The sequence below is a fragment of the Streptomyces sp. NPDC030814 genome, from assembly GCF_055572155.1.
The window spans coordinates 1-16,431 of the sequence record NZ_JBVIDX010000002.1 but is presented as its reverse complement, the minus strand read 5'-3'; the positions used below and the strand labels follow the sequence as shown (position 1 = coordinate 16,431).

Sequence of the window (16,431 nt, the reverse complement as noted above, 5' to 3'; positions counted from 1 at the left end):
CGAAGGCGTCACTCTTGTCTCCCACGGCGTCCCCCTCACCTCCGGGTCCAGAGCCTGAGACCCTACTCCAGCCCGTAGGCTCGGGGGAGTAGCGCGAAGGAGGCGAACGAAGTGCCGGTGGAGGTCACCTGGTGGGGTCATGCCACCTGCACGGTGGAGGACTCCGGCACGCGCGTGCTCACCGATCCGCTCTTCACGCGCCGGCTCGCGCATCTGCGCAGGCGCCGCGGGGCGCCGCCCCCGCCCGAGGCGGCGGTCGCGGACGTGGCGCTGGTGTCGCATCTGCACGCCGATCATCTGCATGTCCCCTCCCTGGCCCGGCTCGCGCCCGGTACCCGGCTCGTGGTGCCGCACGGTGCGCCGCGCCAGGTGCCGGGGCTGCGCAGGCTGCGGCATCTGCGGCTGTGCGAGGTGGCGCCCGGTGACGAGGTGAGCGTCGGTGACCTGGTCGTCCGTGCCGTGCCCGCGCGTCACGACGGGCGCCGGCTGCCGTTCGGGCCGCACCGTTCGCCGGCCCTCGGCTTCGTCGTGGAGGGCGAGGCGCGGACGTACTTCGCCGGCGACACGGGTCTGTTCGAGTCGATGGCCAAGGAGGTCGGTCCGGTCGATGTGGCGCTGCTGCCGGTCGGCGGCTGGGGACCGTGTCTCGGCGAGGGGCATCTGGACGCAGGGCGCGCGGCGGAGGCGCTCGCGCTGCTGGCGCCCCGCAGCGCGATTCCGGTGCACTACGGCACGTACTGGCCGATCGGCATGGACGCGGTGCGCCCCCATGAATTCCATGCGCCGGGTGAGGAGTTCGTGCGCCTAGCCGCCGTGCGCGCGCCCGAGGTGGCCGTGCACCGGCCGGCGCACGGGGAGCGCGTACGGCCGAGGGTGGCCCGATGAGACGCCGGCCGAGCGGAGTCCTGGAGGACGCCCGGTGATGGACCTGTCCGTCGCGGCCACCCTCCTGCCGCACGAGTCGACGCAGCAGGCGATCGGCTACCCGACGCTGTTCCTGCTGGTACTGGTAGGGGCGTTGCTGCCGGTGGTGCCGACGGGGGCGCTGGTCAGTTCGGCGGCCGTGGTGGCGTTCCACCAGACGGCGCCGTTCGCGCTGCTGATGGTGTTCGTGGTGGCGTCGGTGGCCGCGTTCCTCGGGGACATCGCGCTGTACTGGCTGGGCCGGCGTGGAATGGGCAGCAAGAACGGCTCGCGCTGGCTGGAGGCGATCCGCCGCCGGGCGCAGGAGGACCGGCTGGCCCAGGCCCAGCGGAAGCTCGACGGTCACGGGGTGGCCGTGCTGGTGCTGTCCCGGCTGGTGCCGGCCGGTCGTCTCCCGGTGATGCTGGCGTGTCTGCTGGCGAAGATGCCGTTGCGGCGGTTCGCGCGGGGGAATCTGCCGGCGTGCCTCGCGTGGGCGGTCACGTACCAGTTGATCGGGATTCTCGGAGGGTCATTGTTCGCGGAGCCGTGGGAAGGGGTGCTGGCGGCGGTCGTGCTGGCGCTGCTGATCAGTGTGGTGCCGAGCCTGTGGCGGCGGGTCGTCCGCTGAGAGCCCGGGGGTGCGGTTCGGGTGAACCGCGGGTTCGTGGTGGCTGATCGCGTGGATCCCCGCGCCCCTTTCGACGGCGCGGTCGTGCGCCGTCACCCGGTCGCCTCGGGTCCATGCCTGGACACCGTCAGTCAAGGACTCGGGACGCCCCGATCGGCAGGTCCCACAGGTTCTCGCGCGGGAGCCCTGCCGTCTCCCAGGCGGCTCGTACACGCGTGAGCGGTTCCAGGACCGGTTCGGCGGACAGGACGAACGTGGCCCAGTGCATGGGGGCCATACGGTGGGCGCCGAGGTCCTGGAAGGCCTGCACGGCCTCCTCGGGGTCGCAGTGGACGTCGCTGAGCCACCAGCGGGGGTCGTACGCGCCGATCGGCAGGAGCGCGAGGTCGATGCCGGGGTAGCGGCGGCCGATGAGGGAGAACCAGTGGCCGTAGCCCGTGTCGCCCGCGAAGTACACCCGCTTCCCGTCGGACGCCGTCAGGACCCAACCGCCCCACAGGGAGCGGCAGGTGTCGGTGAGGGTGCGCTTGGACCAGTGGTGGGCCGGTACGAAGTCGAAGCGGACGCCGTCGAGTTGGGCTGCCTCCCACCAGTCCAGCTCGGTGACGCGGGTGAAGCGGCGGCGGCGGAACCAGCCGCCGAGGCCGGCGGGCACGAACACCGGCGTGGCGCGAGGGAGTCGGCGCAGGGTCGGCGCGTCCAGGTGGTCGTAGTGGTTGTGGCTGATGACGACCGCGTCCACGCGCGGCAGCGCGTCCCATGCCACGCCGACCGGGGTGATCCGGGCGGGGGTGCCGAGGATACGGCGGGACCAGACGGGGTCGGTGAGGACGGTGAGCCCGCCGATCCGCACCACCCAACTCGCGTGCCCCGCCCAGGTGACGGCGACGGTATCCGCGTCCACGACGGGCACCGGGCCGGGTTCGTACGGCAGTCGGGGGATGTCGACGAGGCCCTCGGGGCCCGGCCGGACCGAGCCCTCGCGGGCGAAGCGGGCGAAGGCCCGCAGGCCCGGCAGGGGTGTGGTCAGCCGGTCGACGAAGGACCCGGGCCAGCGGCGCCGCTCGCCCAGGGGGCGGGGCTCGGCGGGCTCCGGGGGCGCGAGCGGGACGGCGAAGGGCGACGAGGGCCTCGGCTCCAGGGCGCCGAGGCGGGGCGAGGGCGCCGGGTCGTCGGTGTCCTCGGGAGAGGCGGGCGAGGAGGTGGTCGACTCGTGCGTCATCGAGGAGGCTCCCATCGCCGAGCGTCGTCGAAGGATCCTCGACACGACCTGGCCGCCCGGCGCGCCGTCGTCATCGCAGATCCTCGAAGGCCGATCCGAACAGGGTCAACGCGCGTTCCACATGCGGTAGTTCCAGGGGGTCGGGGGCAGCCAGGGCCAGGGTCCGCTCCTCGTCCGCGCTGCCGAGGAACAGCCCGGTCGACAGGCGGAAACGCAGCTCCCCGAGGTCGTCGCCGAAGCGGTGGCCGCCGGGCGCGGGCAGGCCGAGCCGGGCGGTGAGGAAGTCCTCCAGCTCCTGGGCGTCACCGACGCCGTACGCGGTGAGCGCCGGGCGCAGCGGGGCGAGGTCGACGTACAGATGCCGGCCCGCGCTCGGGGGCAGGGCCAGCGCCCCGGCGGCGACCACGGCCCGGTGCGCGGCGGCCGCCAGCCGCGCGTGCAGCCGTACGACGGTGGCGAGCCGCTCGGTGACGGGGGCGGGCTCGTCGAGCGCGTACACGGCGGCCGCGGCGACCGGGGTGGCCACGCGGGCGCCGAGCGCGGTGAGCACGTCGAGGACCCGGTCGCGCAGTCCGGCCCCGCTGCCGTCGGCCGGGAAACGGGCGACGGCAGCGGGCCAGCCGGGCGGCAGGAAGGGTCCGGCGAGGTCGGTGACGACGGTGACCCGGTCCGGCAGCATCTCGGCCGGGCTGAGCAGCACGGGGTCGTGCGGGTTGTGCAGGGTGTCGCGCCAGGTCTCGTCGCTGACCAGGTGCAGGCCCTCTCCCACGGCGGCCTCCACGGTCTCGTGGACCAGCTCCGGCGGGGCCACGGTGGCGGTCGGGTCGTCGGCGACGCACAGCACGAGCAGCCGGGGGTCACCGCCCTCGTCCCGGATCCGGCGCACGGTCTCCAGCAGCGCGGACGAGTCCGGTACCCCGCCGCACTCGGCGGGCGTCGGCACATGGAAGACGGATCGGCCGAGCACCCGCGCCTCGGGCTCCCACCAGGCGGCGCACGGCCGCGGGAGCAGGACGTCGCCGCCGATCGCGGCGGTCAGCGCCAGCAGCAGGGAGGGGGCTCCGGGGGCGGCCGCGACGCGGTCGGGGGTGGTGGGCAGCCCGCGCCGGTCCCAGTAGCCCGAGGCGGCCTCCAGGAGGGCGGGGGAACCCCCGAGGGGTACGGCGTCGGGGTGTCCGGCGGCGGCGGAGAGCACGGCGGTCAGCTCGGGGAGGAGCGGCAGTCCCTGGTCGGGAAGGGGCGGACCATAGCGGACGGGGCCGTGCCCCACCGGGCCTCTCTCCGCTTCCGTCCGCCGCATCTCTGCCTCCGCGCAGTCCTGTCGCGTTGTCCGGTGCTCAGCGCTCCCGCGATGTCCATGGTGCTCCGCCGTTGCCGCGCGTGCCCCGTCGTACCCCGCGGGGCGACGCCCGCGCCCTCGGCCTGCCAGTACCCCGGCTCACGCGCCCCATGAGCACCTCGTCGGGTTGCGCCGGTCACAGCGGCGCGCGGTCACGGGGTCCACCGGCCCCGGCGGTGCAGCAGCCGGTGGACAGCGGCGCCGAACGCGCCGGCGACCAGGAGGCCGCCGGCGACCATGGCCGGTACGGAGTCGGTGAAGGCACCGCCGCCGCCCGCATGCACACCGCGCTGGACCGGCGCCGGATGGCGGGTGTCGTGGTGGCCGGGCTGGTGCTCCGGCTCGTCGGTGTCGCGGTGGTCGGACTGGTGCTCCGGCTCGTCGGTGTCGCGGTGGTCGGACTGGTGCTCCGGCTCGTCGGTGTCGCGGTGGTCGGGCTGGTGCTCCGGCTCATCGGTGTCGCGGTGGTCGGGCTGGTGCTCCGGCTCATCGGTGTCGCGGTGGCCGGGCTGGCGCTCCGGCTCATCGGTGTCGCGGTGGCCGGACTGGTGCTCCGGCTCATCGGTGGGGTGGTGCGTGGGGTGGTGTCCGCCGCCGAGGCTGACGGTGAAGGTGGCGCTCCACTGCAGCTCCTCACCGCCGGGCGGGGCCGGGCAGACGCCGTCGACGCCCCACTCGGTGGAGCCGCCCGCCGCGTCCGGGCCCGTCTCGAAGTCAGCGGCCGGAGCGATACGGGCGGTGCCCTCGTAGGAGGGTCCGCCCACGGGGTCGTCGTTGCCGGGGAGCCGTTGCAGCTCGACGGTGCCCTGCTCGAACGCCTGCGAGTCGGCCTCGAGGGTGTCGGGGGCCGGGCCTCCGGTCGGGTCGCAGGACAGGGAGATCGTGACGGTCTCGCCCGGGGCGGCATTGTGCGGGTTGACCTCGGCCGCCGGATCCGCGCAAGCGACCGGGGCCGCGACACCGAGCACGGCACCTGCCAGGGCGGCGGCGGACAGGACACGGGCTCTGCGGCGCATGGGCGGGGCTCCTTAGGCCGGCTCCGGCTGGGGGCACGACCTCCGTGCCCCGCCCTCCCCATCAGAACCGGCGGGCCCGCCGCCCGCGCGCCGCCGAGCACCATTCGCGGGACGCGGGGCCGCCGAGTGGGTGACGGGACGTTCGAGCCGGCGGGGAGTCCGGGGGAGGGCGAAGGGCGGGCCGCACGCCCGACCCTTCGGGGGCGCGGGGAACTCCGCGACCAGCCACCCGCACCTGCACCCGCACCTGCACCCGCACCCGCACCCGCACCCGCACCCGCACCCGCACCCGCCGACGGACCTCGTAGCCCCGAGCCCTGACAATGCGGCAACGCGGCGCTCCGAGGCGCCCCCTCACCCGGCATGGGACGCCAACTCCCGCTCCAGCCCCCTCCCCCGCTTCTCCACCACCGCCGACGCCACTTCGGCCAACTTGCGATTGGTGCCCTGCGAGATACGCCGCAGCACCGTGAACGCCGCGTCCGCGTCGCAGCCGAGGACGTGCATGACGATGCCGCACGCCTGGTCGACGACCGGCCGCGTCCGCAGCGCCGCGCCGAGCTGGTCGAGTTCGGTGAGGGCGGCCCGGTAGGAAAGGTCGCGGACGATGCACGTGGCGGCGAGATCCCCGAGCGCGCGGGCGGGCCCGTGCGACGCGTCCTCCAGCGCACCGGCCCGGAAGCTGTAGAGACTGAGGGTGACGGTCAGCCCCGGCCGCCTGAACGGCATCGTGACGCTGGACCGTACGCCCGCGTCGAGGGCGACGGCCCGGTAGTCCGGCCACCGTTCGTCCCGCAGGAGATCCGCCGCGTCGACCGGCTCCCCTCGTTCCAGCGCGGCGGGGATCGGCCCGTCCCCCGAGCGGAGTTGGACCGCGACCAGTCCGGCCAGGTCGGGGTGGGTGACGGCGGCGGGGCGTTCGACACCGTCGTCGCAGACCATGCTGCTCGCCCCGCAGCAGTCGCTGGTGCAACGGGCGGCATGTTCGACGAGTTGCGAAAGCCTCCTCACCGGAAGGGCCGACTCGGGCGACTCCCTGCTCAGAAGGTCGACATGTTCGGTTTCCGGCATGCTGCACGCCTCCTCTCGTGCGGTCGCGTTCCCGTTCGACCGGCGCGGAAAACGAATGCGGACGCCTCGTGCGGACGAGGCACCCGATGCGTTGCGTCACGCCGTCCCCGTGCGCGCGCCACACGCGTTACGTTCGTCGCATGGCTCAGACGGACGAATTCGGTGAGGAGCTGGCGGATTTCGTGCGCCGGGTCGCGGAGCTCAAGACGGCCAGATCGGTGCCGGCCGACGATCTGCCGACGGTGCTGGACGCGGCGATCTTCGAACTCGACCACGTGGCGGACCAGTTGTGGCCGTGGTACGAGCGGCTCACCGCCCGTCCGCCCGGCGGAGCCTCGTCGACCGGGCAGGAACACCAGTTGCTGAAGGCCGTCTTCCGGCTGCTGCCGCTGCCCGTAGCCCTGCTGGACCGGGAGACGGTGGTGCGGCGGCTCAACCAGGCGGCGAGCGCGTTCACCGGCGTACGGGCCGGTTACGCGACCGGTCGCCCCCTCACCGGGTTCCTCGCGCACGCCGACCGGAGCGCGTTCCGCGGCCAGGTCGCGGCCGTGGCCCGCGGCGAGGGCGATCGCAGCCTCACCGTGCACCTCCAGCAGCGCCCGTCGGTGCCCGTTCGGGCGACCCTGACGGCGCTGCGCCCCAGCGGCGAGCCCCGGACCACCGTCCTGGTCGTGCTGCAGCCGGCCGGCCACCGGATGCCGTCCGTGGAGGGTCCCGCCCGCCCCCTGCCCAATCTCGCCGAGACGACCCGCCACGCGGCGCTCATGGATCTGCTGGACGCCATGACGACGGCCCTGCTCACCGCCCCCGCGGCCGAGGCCCTCGACTGTGCTGCCCGTGTCCTGCACGGCCGCTTCGCCGACTGGGTCGTGGCCGACACGACGTCCCCCCGGCTGACCCGCGCGACGGTACTCACTCCTCCCGGCAAGGAGGCGGACCTCCTCACGGACCAGGACCCGGCCGCCTGCCCCCTGGTCGTCGCGGCCGCCCGGGGCGGCTCCACCGCCCTCCAGGTCCGCCCGGCCGACCCCGACGCCTTCGGCCTCGACGCCACGGGCGCCCCCGTCCTCGTCCGGGCCGACGTCACCTCACTCCTGTCGGTGCCCCTGGCCACCCCCGCGGGCACCGTCAGGGGCGTCCTCACCCTCTTCCGCTCGGGCGCCCGCCTGGCCTTCTCGATGGCGGAGGCCCGGGCGATGGACACGATGTCCCGCCATATAGCCCTCGCCATGGGCGGCGACGTCACCTAGGGATCCCCGCGGCGTCGCGGCGCCCGGCGCGCCCCGACGGCGCCCCACGGGTCACCCGATGGCACCCCACGACTCGGCCGACGGCCCCCACGACTCGGCCGGCCGGGCGCGTGGCTCGGCCGGCCGGGCGCGTGGCTCGGCCGGCCGGGCGGGGCTCAGTCGGAGGAGCCTCCCACATCCCGCATGACCTGATCCCGCAGTCGGTCACAGCACCGGCTGATCAGCCGGGAGACATGCATCTGGGAGATGCCCAGCTGCTCCGCGATACGGCTCTGCGTCATGTCTCCGAAGAACCGCATGTACAGGATCGCCCGCTCCCGCTCCGGCAGCGCCGCGAGTCGCGGCTTGACCGCCTCGCGGTCGACGACCGTGTCGAGCGCGGGATCGGGCGCTCCCAGCGCGTCGCTGAGCGAGTAGCCGTCCTCGCTCCCCGGCAGCTCGGCGTCCAGGGAGAGCGCCGTGAAGCTCTCCAGCGCCTCCAGTCCGACCTGGACGTCTTCCTCGCTCATGTTGGCGTGTGCGGCGATCTCGGCCACGGTGGGCCGGCGGCCCGAGATCGTCTGGGACAGGTCCTGGCTGGCGAACCGCACGCGGTTGCGCAGGTCCTGGACCCGGCGCGGCACGTGCAGGGTCCACATGTGGTCCCGGAAGTGCCGCTTGATCTCACCGGTGACGGTGGGTACCGCATAGCTCTCGAAGGCGTTGCCGCGCTCCGGGTCATAGCGGTCGACGGCCTTGACCAGGCCGAGCGCCGCGACCTGGCGCAGGTCCTCGTAGCTCTCGCCGCGGCTGCGGAACCGCCCGGCGAGCCGTTCGGCCATCGGCAGCCACGCTTCCACGATCCGTTCCCGGAGTGCGTCCCGCTCCGGGCCGGGGGGAAGCGTCGCCAGTTTCCGGAACGCTTCCGCGGTGTCGGGGGCGTCGTCGTGCGGGTGGTGCTTCGCGCTTGCCTGAGTACGCATGGTGCGTCGCAGCTCCCTAGAGGTGCTCTGGGGTGGACGGTCACCGTGGGGGCGCGGACGTGCACAGACGGGCACACCCGTGATGAATTGGATCAGTCGCCTGTTCCCACGGACGTGCCTCCTGTCCGAAGCACTGTGGTGCGCCTGCCCCGCTCCGAGCACGGCAAACACACTCAGGTTTTTCTCTTCCTCACGGGGTGACTCGACCCTGAGAAAAACACCCCGGGAGGTCCAGTATGAGCACGTATGTCGCCGATCACATCCTGCGCAGGCTGCGCGAGTGGGGAGTCGAACACGTCTTCGGCTATCCAGGTGACGGCATCAACGGGCTGCTCGCCGCCTGGGGCCGGGCGGAGGACAGGCCGCGGTTCATCCAGTCGCGGCACGAGGAGATGTCCGCGTTCCAGGCGGTCGGCTACGCCAAGTTCTCGGGCCGGATCGGGGTGTGCGCGGCGACCTCGGGGCCCGGCGCGATCCATCTGCTGAACGGTCTGTACGACGCCAAGCTGGACCATGTGCCGGTGCTCGCGATCGTGGGCCAGACGCATCGCAGCGCGATGGGCGGCTCGTACCAGCAGGAGGTGGACCTGCACACCCTGTTCAAGGACGTGGCCTCGGACTTCGTCGAGACGGTGACCGTGCCCGAGCAGCTGCCGAACGTCCTGGACCGGGCGATCCGCACCGCCTACGCCCGCCGGGCACCCACCGCGATCATCGTCCCCGGCGATGTGCAGGAGCTGGACTACTCGCCGCCGACCCATGACTTCAAGATGGTCCCCTCCAGCCTGGGCAGCGGCTCCTGGACGGCGGTCCCCTCGCAGGAGTCGCTGGAGCGGGCGGCCGAGATCCTGAACGCCGGGGACAAGGTCGCCATCCTGGTCGGTCAGGGCGCCGCCGGGGCCCGCGCCGAGGTCCAACGGATGGCCGAGCTGCTGGGCGCGGGGGTCGCCAAGGCCCTGCTCGGCAAGGACGCGCTCAGCGACGAGCTGCCGTACGTCACCGGCTCGATCGGCCTGCTGGGCACGCGCCCCTCGTACGAGCTGATGCGTGACTGCGACACGCTGCTGACCATCGGCTCGTCGTTCCCGTACTCGCAGTATCTGCCCGAGTACGGCAAGGCGCGGGCGGTTCAGATCGACATCGACCCGCACATGGTCGGGATGCGCTATCCGTACGAGGAGAACCTGGTCGGCGACGCGAAGGCGACGCTGGAGCGGCTGATCCCGCTGATCGACCCGGAGCGGGGCCGGGAGTGGTACGACGAGGTGTGCGCGGCCGTGACGCGCTGGCGCGAGGTGATGACGCGGCGCGCGGAGCTGTCCGCCGACCCGATCAACCCGGAGTACGTGGCCCACGCCCTCGACCCGCTGCTCCCGGACGACGCGATCATCTCCTCGGACTCCGGCTCGGCGGCGAACTGGTACGCCCGCCATCTGACCCTGCGGGACGGCATGCGGTCGTCGCTGTCGGGCACCCTGGCGACGATGGGCTGCGGGGTGCCGTACGCGATCGGCGCGAAGTTCGCCCACCCGGACCGTCCCGCGATCGCGCTGGTCGGGGATGGTGCGATGCAGATGAACGGCCTTGCGGAGCTGATCACGGCGGCCAAGTACAAGGATGTCTGGGAGGACCCCCGGCTGGTGGTGGGCATCTGGAACAACCACGACCTGAACCAGGTGACCTGGGAGCTGCGGGCGATGGGTGGCGAGCCGTCCTTCCTGCCGTCCCAGGAGCTGCCGGACGTCCAGTACGCGGCGTTCGCCCGCTCCTTGGGGCTGACCGGCATCCGGGTCGAGAAGCCGGAGGACGTCGAGGCGGGCTGGCGCGCCGCCCTGGAGGCCGACGGCCCCGCCGTCGTGGAGTTCCTCACCGACCCGGCGGTCCCGCCGATCCCGCCGCACGCCACCTGGGAGCAGATGGAGGCCACGGCCGCCTCGATCCTCAAGGGCGACGCGGACCGGGGGTCCATGATCAAGCAGGGCTTCAAGGCGAAGGTGCAGGAGTTCCTGCCGAGCACCAAGCCGAAGAGCCGGAAGTAGTGTTGAACAGCACTCTTCCAGCCGGCGGAAGCTCCATGACCGCGGTCACCCGTCACCTCGCCGTCAGCAACCGCACGCTGCGACGACAACTGAAGCTCGAAGGAACCAGCTTCCAGGAAATCCTCGCCACTACCCGCGAAAACCTGGCCCGCCACTACCTCGGCAACAGCACCGTGCGCACCGCCGAAATCGCCTACCCACTCGGCTACGACGACACCCACTCCTTCTACCGCGCCTTCCGCACCTGGACCGGAACCACCCCCGACGCCCTCCGGACGGCAGCAGTCGCCGGAGGCTGAACGGGCCGTCGCGGGACCTCGACCGGCTCGCTCATGCGGCCCATCGGATCGCGAGCGACGAGACGGCGGCGGAAGCATCAACGAGATCAGGCATGCCGCGGGAGGTGCACCGATGACAGATGGTGTTGTGGTGCGCGGCCCGGCGGGGCAGCGGCGGGACGACTCAGTAGCCGCCGTGGTGTTCGGTCCAGGCGACGGGGCTGCCGGTGGCGTGGAACCGGGCGGCGAGTTCCTTCCAGGTGTCGCGGTAGGCGGGCGAGTGGTGGTCGAAGTCGATGACCGGCCTGCCGGTGGCCGACCGTCGGACGAGGTCGTGGGTGACACTCATGTCGTACGGGCCTTTCTTCGCGGGAGCGGCGTCAGGACTGACCGGCGGAGGCAGCTCTGGCGATGACCTCGTCGAGGATCGGGACGATGGCGTCGCCGAACCCGACCGGGTCGTCGCAGGGGGCGAAGTGCCCGAGCCCGGTGACCTTGATGAACTTGGTGCCGGGGATGAACTTCTCCACGGCCGGGCCGCCGTTGACGTCGTCGTCGCTGGCCGGGTCGTACTCGCCGGTGACGACGTAGACGGGCTTCGCGTGGGCGTCGATCTTGTGCCCGTTCTCCTTGAGGTCGTGCTCGTAGGCGAAGTAGTCGTTGTCGCCCGCGTAGATGCCGGGGAACGCCGAGCGGTAGATCCAGTACGTCTCGTGCGCGTTCGGCTCGGGTGCCTGGGGCGCGGTCGCACCGAAGTTGAGCGCGGGGGCGTAGCTGTCGGCGATCGACGGGGTACGGAACATGTCGTTGGAGAATCAAGGACTGCAGGGCATGGTCGCGCAGCCGAGCCAGATCCTCCGTCGTGCCCTGGGGAAGAGCCGCCCAGCGGTGGTGGGCGGCGCGCAGGGCCGTGCCGACCGCGCCGACGGCGAGAAAGGGGCGCAGGTCGGTGTCCGGGCGACACCCTCGCGCTCGGCGAGCTTGCGCGCGAGACGGTCCTCGATCGACAGGGCGCGCTGGAGGTAGGCGGCCGGCAGCGGCTGGGGCCAGCAGCCACACGATGCGCGTCAGCATCTCTGAGCTGGACCGGTCACACACATGCTCGTGGCGTTGATCGACGAGCGCAGGGGCCGCATCGGCGGCGTGGAGCCGATCTGCCGCGTGCTGACCGCACGCTAATGCTGGATCGCCCCGTCCACATGAACGCCCACGAGCGCCAGGCGACGTCGGCCGCCCGCACCGTCCGCGACGGCGACCGCGAGTCAAGACCGCAGCACCGAAGTCGCTTCTGGTGATGGTCGATCGGCTCGGCATCGTTGGCCGTTCGGCGGGGGTGGTCCGGAAGCTTGGCAGAGGCGTCAGGGCGTCCGGCCCGGCGACCTTGGGCGCATGACTCAGATCGAGATCTCACACGAAACGCCACCTCCGCGGCACGGGGCACCGGCTGAGCCCGCCGGCGTGGGCGAGCGGCAGCCGTCGGTGGGGCGGTTGGTCGGGGTGGACCTGGCCCGCGCGCTGGCGGTGTTCGGAATGTTTGCGGTACACGTCGCCCCACCTGCCGAGGACGTGGGTGGCTTCGGCGGCTGGCTGCTGGAGCTGACCGAGGGCCGGTCGTCGATCCTGTTCGCCACCCTCGCCGGGTTCTCGCTGATGCTGATCGCCGGCCGTCGAGAGCCGAAGAGCGGCCTGGCCGGCCGGCAGGCGAGGGCCCGGATCGTGATCCGTGCCCTGGTCCTGCTGGCACTGGGCACCGTGCTGACGATGCTCAAGACCGGGATCGTGGTGATTCTCGCGTTCTACGGGGTGTACTTCCTGTTGGCCCTGCCGCTGGTGCGGCTGCGGGCCAGGACCCTCGCGGTCATCGCGGCCGTGCTCGCGATCGTCGGGCCGCAGGCGGCGTTCGGCCTGAGGTGGCTGCTGGGGGAGTCGACGGCGAAGAGCATCAACGCCTACGACCCGATCGCCCGGCTCGGCGGCGACGGACTGCTGGGCCTGCTGCTCGACGGTTTTTATCCCGCGATCACCTGGATGCCGTTCGTGATCGCCGGGATGGCGCTGGCCCGGCTCGACCTGGCCGCCGGCGTGGTGCAACGCCGACTGGCCGCGCTCGGCGCCGCGCTGATGGCGCTCGGATACGGCACCGCCTGGCTGACGGTAAGGCTGTACCCGCCCATTCAGGCGGACAAGGCCGCTCTGAAGGAAGCCTTCGCGAACCTGGATCCGAACTCCATCGAATCCCTGCGACCGGGATCGCCGGCCTACGACTACATCCACAACAAGGCTACGGACAGCGCGAACATAGCCTCGTCGCTGCTGGGAGCCGAGCCGCACAGCGGTACGACCTTCGAGATCATCGGCGGCCTGGGCGTGGCGATCACCGTGCTCGTCTTCGCGACCGCGGCCATGGCCCGGCTGGCGTGGCTGCGTCGCCTGGCGAGTCCGCTGATCGCCGTGGGCACCATGTCCCTGACCCTCTATGTCGCCCACGTCGCCGCCTACACCATGCTGCCCGACGGGGCCACCGGCACCCTGGTGCCGCTGCTCGGGTTCATCGCCGGGGCCATCCTGTTCGCCACCGTCTGGTCGCGCTTCTTCCGCCGCGGACCGCTGGAGTACCTGCTCAACAGCACCACCAAACTGGCGAAGTTCGTCCGGTGAGACGCGGCGTGTCAGGGCACGTTCGCCCTTCGCCCGAACGAGGTCTGCCCTGGCTGAGCCCGGATACGATGACCACGGCCCCCGTCCTCGGGTACGGTCGGCGCCGATCACGGGCTACCTGTCATCACCGCTGCACTGCTGTGGCTGGTGACCCCGGCCGGCGTGGCCCGGACACGGCTGCGCTCATCGGTCGGGCGACCGCCCGGCTCGGCGGCCACCGCCGTCGTCGTGGAGGTGTCGTGACTGGTCGGGCGAAACTCGCCGAGGTCGTCACCGCCGAGGCGGTGACGACCTGGCAGCACCTGGCACGACAGGGCAGGTTGCTGCTGGCGTGGTGGTTGTTCCTGCCCGCCACGGCGATCGTCACGGCCGTCATCAACGTGCCTGGGCAGCCCGCAACAGCGATCGGCCTGTTGGCCGCCGCTGTTGCCCTGCTGTGCCGATTCACCTGGCCGATCACCTCGCTGCTGGCCGGGACCGGCGTCGCGATAGTGCCGTTGATCTGGCCGAGCACGACTTTGTTGGCTTTTCTCTGGCCGGTGAGCGTGGTGCTCGCCTATGCGGTGGGCCGCCAGGTGCCGGACACCCGCCGCGCCGTGGCCGCCTTGGCGCTCGCCACCGGCGTGCAATCCGCGGCCAACCTCGTCGAGCTCGCCGGGCTGACGGTTGACCTGGAGGATGTCGGCCGCATCGTCGTCATCACTGTGCTGCTGGTGGTATTGCCGGGCACCATCGGCATGCGGCAGGGGGAGCGAGCCCGGGCCATGGAAGCCCTGCACGAACGCAACGCCCTGCTGGAACGCGCCAACCTGCTCGGCGAGTCGCAGGCCCGGATGCAGGAAAGGGCGCGCATCGCCGGCGAGATGCACGATCTGCTCGGGCACCGGCTCAGCCTGATCGTCCTGTACGCCGGGGCACTGGAGATGCGCACCCGCACCGCGGCCCCCGAGATCAACGAGCAGGCCGACCTGCTACGGACCACCTCCCGGACCGCACTCGAGGAGCTTCGCACCGTGCTGGGCATCCTGCGCCTCGACGGCGCCGAACCACCGGACGGCACCGAATCGGTGGTCGGCACGCGCGAGGATGTCACCAACCTGGTCGCCGAAGCCCGGCATGCGGGCCTGCCCATCACCCTGTCCTGGCGCGGCGGCGACCTCACCGACGCCGGCATCGGCATCGGCATCCGCCGAGCGGTGAACCGCATCGTGCGCGAAGCCCTCACCAACGTGCACAAACACGCCCCGGGTGCGCCCACGCGGCTGACCGTCATCGTCGACACCGACAAACTCACCATCAGCGTACGCAACGCCGCACGCCCGCCCGCCGTCCCGCCGCCCAGCAGCGGCCTGGGGCTGGCCGGCCTGCGCGAACGCGCCCGCCTGGCCGGTGGGGACTTCACCGCCGGCACGGACCCGATCACCGGCGAACACGCCCTCACCGCCGAGCTTCCCCTGCGCCATTGAAGGCCGGGCACAATGAGCCCAACCATCGATCAGCCCGCCCTGGCCGACGCGCAGATGCTCCCCTCCCGTGCCCGGGCCGAAGACGGGCCCTTCCACGACGCATCACGAAGGAGGACCAAGACGGCCTTCATCATCCTCGTTGGAGCCGCCGTCGTGGTCTGCGGCGGCCTCGGCTCAGCGTCTGTTCCTACTTCGAGTCTGCCGTCTCGCCACAGACCTACCAGCAAAGCAGGATCGGCGACACCCAGGACAGGGTGCGCGAGCTGACCGGCGGCGACAGCATGACCGCCCGCAAAGCGGGCCGGGCTGAGCAGCCCGGCGGTGCCGTCCGGCACCACGTGCGACTACGCGCTGGCCGAGGGCTTCGGGAGCGTGTTCCGGTTCTGCTTCAACGACGCCAAGCTCGCGCAGAAGGTCGAGATCCGGATGCCGTAGGCGGAACCCGGCAAGCAGACGCTTCGCGTGGGCTCGACTAGGCGGATCAGGAACGGCTGCCTGGCGGAAGGACTCCGGCATCGTGCGCCAGGATCGCCGCCTGAACCCGGTTGGTGCAGCCAAGGACGGACAGGATGCGACTGACGTGAGACTTGGCGGTGCCTTCGCTCATCAGCAGCACCTTGGCGATCTCAGCGTTCGAGCAGCCCTCACGCAGCAGGCACAGCACGTCGCGCTCGCGGTCGGTCAGAGCCGCGACACGGCGCCGCGCCTCGTCGGCCTGGCTCAGGTCGCGGTTGACGTGGCGATCGATCAGCTGCCTGGTGACCCGGGGCGAGAGGATGGGCTCACCGGCGGCCGCCACCCGGACGGCCCTGATCAGATCGTCGGGTGGGGTGTCCTTGAGCAGAAACCCCGCAGCGCCGCAGCGCAGGGCCCGGGTGACGTACTCTTCCTCGCCGAAGGTGGTCAGCATGACCACGCTTGTCCGCGGTGCCACCTTCCCTATCTCGGCGGCCGCGGCCAGCCCGTCGACGCCGGGCATGCGAATGTCCAGCAGCGCGACGTCAACGAGGTGTTTACGAGCGAGCTCCACGGCGCCGGCACCGTTGTCCGCCTCGGCCACGATCTCGATGTCATCGGCGACCTCGAGCACGAACCGTATCCCGGCGCGGATCAACGCCTCGTCGTCGGCCAACAGCACCCGAATCACCCTGCCACCCCACTCAGTCAGCCGCGACGTCCCCGACGGCCAACGCGCGAGCCGGCTCCGGTCAGCACGCGGCGAGTCCCGCGGACGTTGGCGCCTCAATTATCAACGGACGGCATGGCGGCGCACCCCGAACGGTAACGTGCCGACCTCGCCGTACGCCGCCTGCGGGGCCGGTATGTCCATCGAGGACGGCTACTTCCTCGGCCGCGCGCTGCGCGGCGTCGACCTCACCGACCTCACCGCGCCACAGCGCGCCTCGCAAAGCTACGTGGACTCATGCAAAGCCCCACAGGACTTCCGGTCGAGACCGAGCATGGCCAGGTGAGTGCCGTCGCCCGGAAGGCGGGGGGGCGGGGGGAAGCCCCGCCCTCCCCCCCCGGTACGCTCCCTGGGGACACCTGGGGGTGTTGTACTTCCCCCCACCCCCCCCGGGGGGGGTCCTCTGGTGT

At 72.2% G+C, this 16,431-nt stretch carries 16 protein-coding genes; 8 read left to right on the top strand and 8 right to left on the bottom strand.

Translation table 11 applies throughout. The features are described 5' to 3' along the window. Nucleotides 1-111: 111 nt before the first annotated feature. Nucleotides 112-885, top strand: a complete 774-nt coding sequence (locus ACZ43N_RS03600) for an MBL fold metallo-hydrolase (RefSeq protein WP_468094712.1) — start codon at nt 112-114, stop codon at nt 883-885. 37 nt (nt 886-922) lie between these two features. Continuing rightward, nucleotides 923-1,534 (top strand): DedA family protein, encoded by a 612-nt coding sequence (locus ACZ43N_RS03595; RefSeq protein WP_468094711.1) that lies wholly within the window; start codon nt 923-925, stop codon nt 1,532-1,534. A 127-nt stretch (nt 1,535-1,661) separates the two neighbouring features. Here the strand turns inward: ACZ43N_RS03595 and ACZ43N_RS03590 are convergent, their stop codons facing one another. The 4 genes from ACZ43N_RS03590 to ACZ43N_RS03575 form a co-directional block, all read right to left on the bottom strand. Next, on the bottom strand, nt 1,662-2,771 hold the full coding sequence (locus tag ACZ43N_RS03590) for an MBL fold metallo-hydrolase (RefSeq protein ID WP_468094710.1): 1,110 nt from the start codon (nt 2,769-2,771) through the stop codon (nt 1,662-1,664). A 55-nt stretch (nt 2,772-2,826) separates the two neighbouring features. Continuing rightward, the gene (locus ACZ43N_RS03585; protein ID WP_468094709.1) at nt 2,827-4,056 is read right to left on the bottom strand and encodes an aminotransferase class I/II-fold pyridoxal phosphate-dependent enzyme; all 1,230 of its coding nucleotides are present in this window, start codon (nt 4,054-4,056) and stop codon (nt 2,827-2,829) included. 191 nt (nt 4,057-4,247) lie between these two features. Beyond that, the gene (locus ACZ43N_RS03580) at nt 4,248-5,111 is read right to left on the bottom strand and encodes an ICP22 family protein (RefSeq protein ID WP_468094708.1); all 864 of its coding nucleotides are present in this window, start codon (nt 5,109-5,111) and stop codon (nt 4,248-4,250) included. A gap of 354 nt (nt 5,112-5,465) precedes the next feature. Beyond that, the gene (locus tag ACZ43N_RS03575; protein ID WP_468094707.1) at nt 5,466-6,182 is read right to left on the bottom strand and encodes an ANTAR domain-containing response regulator; all 717 of its coding nucleotides are present in this window, start codon (nt 6,180-6,182) and stop codon (nt 5,466-5,468) included. A 140-nt stretch (nt 6,183-6,322) separates the two neighbouring features. On the opposite strand from ACZ43N_RS03575, the gene ACZ43N_RS03570 reads away from it, so the two are divergent. After that, nucleotides 6,323-7,432 (top strand): PAS domain-containing protein, encoded by a 1,110-nt coding sequence (locus ACZ43N_RS03570; protein WP_468094706.1) that lies wholly within the window; start codon nt 6,323-6,325, stop codon nt 7,430-7,432. 155 nt (nt 7,433-7,587) lie between these two features. On the opposite strand, the gene ACZ43N_RS03565 is transcribed toward ACZ43N_RS03570, so the two are convergent. Beyond that, nucleotides 7,588-8,394 carry an RNA polymerase sigma factor SigF gene (locus ACZ43N_RS03565; RefSeq protein WP_468094705.1) on the bottom strand — a complete coding sequence of 269 codons (807 nt, stop codon included), beginning with the start codon at nt 8,392-8,394 and terminating at the stop codon, nt 7,588-7,590. 236 nt (nt 8,395-8,630) lie between these two features. Between ACZ43N_RS03565 and ACZ43N_RS03560 the strand changes: the two genes are divergently transcribed. Further along, the gene (locus ACZ43N_RS03560) at nt 8,631-10,433 is read left to right on the top strand and encodes a thiamine pyrophosphate-requiring protein (RefSeq protein WP_468094704.1); all 1,803 of its coding nucleotides are present in this window, start codon (nt 8,631-8,633) and stop codon (nt 10,431-10,433) included. Between the two features lie 35 nt (nt 10,434-10,468). Further along, the gene (locus tag ACZ43N_RS03555; RefSeq protein ID WP_468094703.1) at nt 10,469-10,732 is read left to right on the top strand and encodes a helix-turn-helix domain-containing protein; all 264 of its coding nucleotides are present in this window, start codon (nt 10,469-10,471) and stop codon (nt 10,730-10,732) included. Nucleotides 10,733-10,895: 163 nt separating this feature from the next. Here the strand turns inward: ACZ43N_RS03555 and ACZ43N_RS03550 are convergent, their stop codons facing one another. After that, a complete protein-coding gene (locus ACZ43N_RS03550; protein WP_468094702.1) occupies nt 10,896-11,060 on the bottom strand; it encodes a hypothetical protein in 165 nt (54 codons plus the stop codon). Nucleotides 11,061-11,091: 31 nt separating this feature from the next. Beyond that, nucleotides 11,092-11,514 carry an alpha/beta fold hydrolase gene (locus ACZ43N_RS03545; protein ID WP_468094701.1) on the bottom strand — a complete coding sequence of 141 codons (423 nt, stop codon included), beginning with the start codon at nt 11,512-11,514 and terminating at the stop codon, nt 11,092-11,094. A gap of 586 nt (nt 11,515-12,100) precedes the next feature. On the opposite strand from ACZ43N_RS03545, the gene ACZ43N_RS03540 reads away from it, so the two are divergent. Beyond that, nucleotides 12,101-13,369 (top strand): DUF418 domain-containing protein, encoded by a 1,269-nt coding sequence (locus ACZ43N_RS03540; protein ID WP_468094700.1) that lies wholly within the window; start codon nt 12,101-12,103, stop codon nt 13,367-13,369. A 284-nt stretch (nt 13,370-13,653) separates the two neighbouring features. Beyond that, nucleotides 13,654-14,835, top strand: coding sequence for a sensor histidine kinase (locus ACZ43N_RS03535; RefSeq protein ID WP_468094699.1), 1,182 nt, complete (start codon nt 13,654-13,656; stop codon nt 14,833-14,835). 481 nt (nt 14,836-15,316) lie between these two features. Here ACZ43N_RS03535 and ACZ43N_RS03530 read toward each other — a convergent pair whose 3' ends face one another. Further along, complete coding sequence (locus ACZ43N_RS03530) at nt 15,317-15,982, bottom strand: response regulator (protein ID WP_468094698.1); 666 nt, start codon at nt 15,980-15,982, stop codon at nt 15,317-15,319. A gap of 139 nt (nt 15,983-16,121) precedes the next feature. On the opposite strand from ACZ43N_RS03530, the gene ACZ43N_RS03525 reads away from it, so the two are divergent. Next, a complete protein-coding gene (locus tag ACZ43N_RS03525; RefSeq protein ID WP_468094697.1) occupies nt 16,122-16,307 on the top strand; it encodes a hypothetical protein in 186 nt (61 codons plus the stop codon). Nucleotides 16,308-16,431 lie beyond the last annotated feature (124 nt).

What these genes read in the sequence shown, in the direction of transcription:
- ACZ43N_RS03555 (WP_468094703.1), top strand. Translation starts at nt 10,469, where the DNA reads ATGACCGCGGTCACCCGTCACCTCGCCGTCAGCAACCGCACGCTGCGA.
- ACZ43N_RS03560 (WP_468094704.1), top strand. Translation starts at nt 8,631, where the DNA reads ATGAGCACGTATGTCGCCGATCACATCCTGCGCAGGCTGCGCGAGTGG.
- ACZ43N_RS03565 (WP_468094705.1), bottom strand. Translation starts at nt 8,394, where the DNA reads ATGCGTACTCAGGCAAGCGCGAAGCACCACCCGCACGACGACGCCCCC.
- ACZ43N_RS03595 (WP_468094711.1), top strand. Translation starts at nt 923, where the DNA reads ATGGACCTGTCCGTCGCGGCCACCCTCCTGCCGCACGAGTCGACGCAG.
- ACZ43N_RS03545 (WP_468094701.1), bottom strand. Translation starts at nt 11,514, where the DNA reads ATGTTCCGTACCCCGTCGATCGCCGACAGCTACGCCCCCGCGCTCAAC.
- ACZ43N_RS03585 (WP_468094709.1), bottom strand. Translation starts at nt 4,056, where the DNA reads ATGCGGCGGACGGAAGCGGAGAGAGGCCCGGTGGGGCACGGCCCCGTC.
- ACZ43N_RS03540 (WP_468094700.1), top strand. Translation starts at nt 12,101, where the DNA reads ATGACTCAGATCGAGATCTCACACGAAACGCCACCTCCGCGGCACGGG.
- ACZ43N_RS03575 (WP_468094707.1), bottom strand. Translation starts at nt 6,182, where the DNA reads ATGCCGGAAACCGAACATGTCGACCTTCTGAGCAGGGAGTCGCCCGAG.
- ACZ43N_RS03570 (WP_468094706.1), top strand. Translation starts at nt 6,323, where the DNA reads ATGGCTCAGACGGACGAATTCGGTGAGGAGCTGGCGGATTTCGTGCGC.
- ACZ43N_RS03550 (WP_468094702.1), bottom strand. Translation starts at nt 11,060, where the DNA reads ATGAGTGTCACCCACGACCTCGTCCGACGGTCGGCCACCGGCAGGCCG.
- ACZ43N_RS03590 (WP_468094710.1), bottom strand. Translation starts at nt 2,771, where the DNA reads ATGGGAGCCTCCTCGATGACGCACGAGTCGACCACCTCCTCGCCCGCC.
- ACZ43N_RS03580 (WP_468094708.1), bottom strand. Translation starts at nt 5,111, where the DNA reads ATGCGCCGCAGAGCCCGTGTCCTGTCCGCCGCCGCCCTGGCAGGTGCC.